Below are 1,319 nucleotides of genomic sequence, written 5' to 3'. Positions count from 1 at the left end.
GCGTTATATACCAGAGAGTACAAAATCGACTGCGGCAATAATTTCAGAGCGATATGCTGATAGATCATAATCATGACCCCGGAGCTGGCTGCGATCAATCCCGGCAATGTCTTGGGTTATTGCAATAAACGTCTCGCCATCGAGGGAGAAAGACGGGTTTAGTCTTGTCAGGCTCATCGGTGCCGCGATTTTAGCAGGAGAGAGCGGTATGACTACAGTCGTTTTCAGCTCGCTCAGCAAATCGCTTTGAATATCCAGCAAGTAGGGGTATTGTTTTCGTGTCCCGGGATTAGAGTTCTTATATGCAAAAAATTGTGCCATTAGAACTTCCTTACACTGTCACTGAACGTGCCGCTGGATTCAACAAATTGATTGTAGGCCTTAATGGCGTCGGCGTTCTCGCGCAGCCATTGTGCCCGTTGCTCGTTTCGTAATTGTTCGGCTAATGCTTGCTCCAGTGTCGCGGACAAGTTGATGTTAAGTCCTCGAGCTTTTTCAAGTAAGTCACTGTTTATACTGACATTAGTAGGCCTTTTGGGCGCTTGGGCGTTGTATGCATGGTTCATAGTCGCTTCTCCATACGGGCAATGCGTATATCATATGCGCATATGGCGTGAAGGGCAAGGTATATAACAAACGGCTGTTGTCGCCCCTGCGGGGCTGGGACGGCCTTTTCGCCGCTGCGCGGCTACAAGTCCGCCCCAAAGCCGGGCGTTATATACCAGAGAGTACAAAATCGACTGCGGCAATAATTTCAGAACGATATGCTGATAGATCATAATCATGACCCCGGAGCTGGCTGCGATCAATCCCGGCAATGTCTTGGGTTATTGCAATAAACGTCTCGCCATCGAGGGAGAAAGACGGGTTTAGTCTTGTCAGGCTCATCGGTGCCGCGATTTTAGCAGGAGAGAGCGGTATGACTACAGTCGTTTTCAGCTCGCTCAGCAAATCGCTTTGAATATCCAGCAAGTAGGGGTATTGTTTTCGTGTCCCGGGATTAGAGTTCTTATATGCAAAAAATTGTGCCATTAGAACTTCCTTACACTGTCACTGAACGTGCCGCTGGATTCAACAAATTGATTGTAGGCCTTAATGGCGTCGGCGTTCTCGCGCAGCCATTGTGCCCGTTGCTCGTTTCGTAATTGTTCGGCTAATGCTTGCTCCAGTGTCGCGGACAAGTTGATGTTAAGTCCTCGAGCTTTTTCAAGTAAGTCACTGTTTATACTGACATTAGTAGGCCTTTTGGGCGCTTGGGCGTTGTATGCATGGTTCATAGTCGCTCCTCCATACGGGCAATGCGTATATCATATGCGCAT

Annotated in this window: 4 protein-coding genes; all 4 read right to left on the bottom strand. The window is 48.4% G+C overall.

Annotated elements, in window-relative coordinates:
- Positions 1 to 3 precede the first annotated feature (3 nt).
- Positions 4 to 321, bottom strand: a complete 318-nt coding sequence (locus CWE08_RS12060; RefSeq protein WP_126768524.1) for a CcdB family protein — start codon at positions 319 to 321, stop codon at positions 4 to 6.
- Complete coding sequence (locus CWE08_RS12055; RefSeq protein ID WP_126768522.1) at positions 321 to 566, bottom strand: type II toxin-antitoxin system CcdA family antitoxin; 246 nt, start codon at positions 564 to 566, stop codon at positions 321 to 323. Before CWE08_RS12055 ends, CWE08_RS12060 begins: the two co-directional genes overlap by 1 nt.
- 148 nt (positions 567 to 714) lie before the next feature.
- The gene (locus CWE08_RS12050) at positions 715 to 1,032 is read right to left on the bottom strand and encodes a CcdB family protein (RefSeq protein WP_126768524.1); all 318 of its coding nucleotides are present in this window, start codon (positions 1,030 to 1,032) and stop codon (positions 715 to 717) included.
- A complete protein-coding gene (locus tag CWE08_RS12045) occupies positions 1,032 to 1,277 on the bottom strand; it encodes a type II toxin-antitoxin system CcdA family antitoxin (RefSeq protein WP_126768522.1) in 246 nt (81 codons plus the stop codon). Before CWE08_RS12045 ends, CWE08_RS12050 begins: the two co-directional genes overlap by 1 nt.
- Positions 1,278 to 1,319 lie beyond the last annotated feature (42 nt).

Origin of the sequence: Aliidiomarina iranensis (assembly GCF_003987135.1) — a bacterium.
Classification (GTDB): Bacteria; Pseudomonadota; Gammaproteobacteria; order Enterobacterales; family Alteromonadaceae; genus Aliidiomarina; species Aliidiomarina iranensis.
Note: the sequence above shows the minus strand (reverse complement) of the source record. Positions and strands in the feature narration are given on the sequence as shown.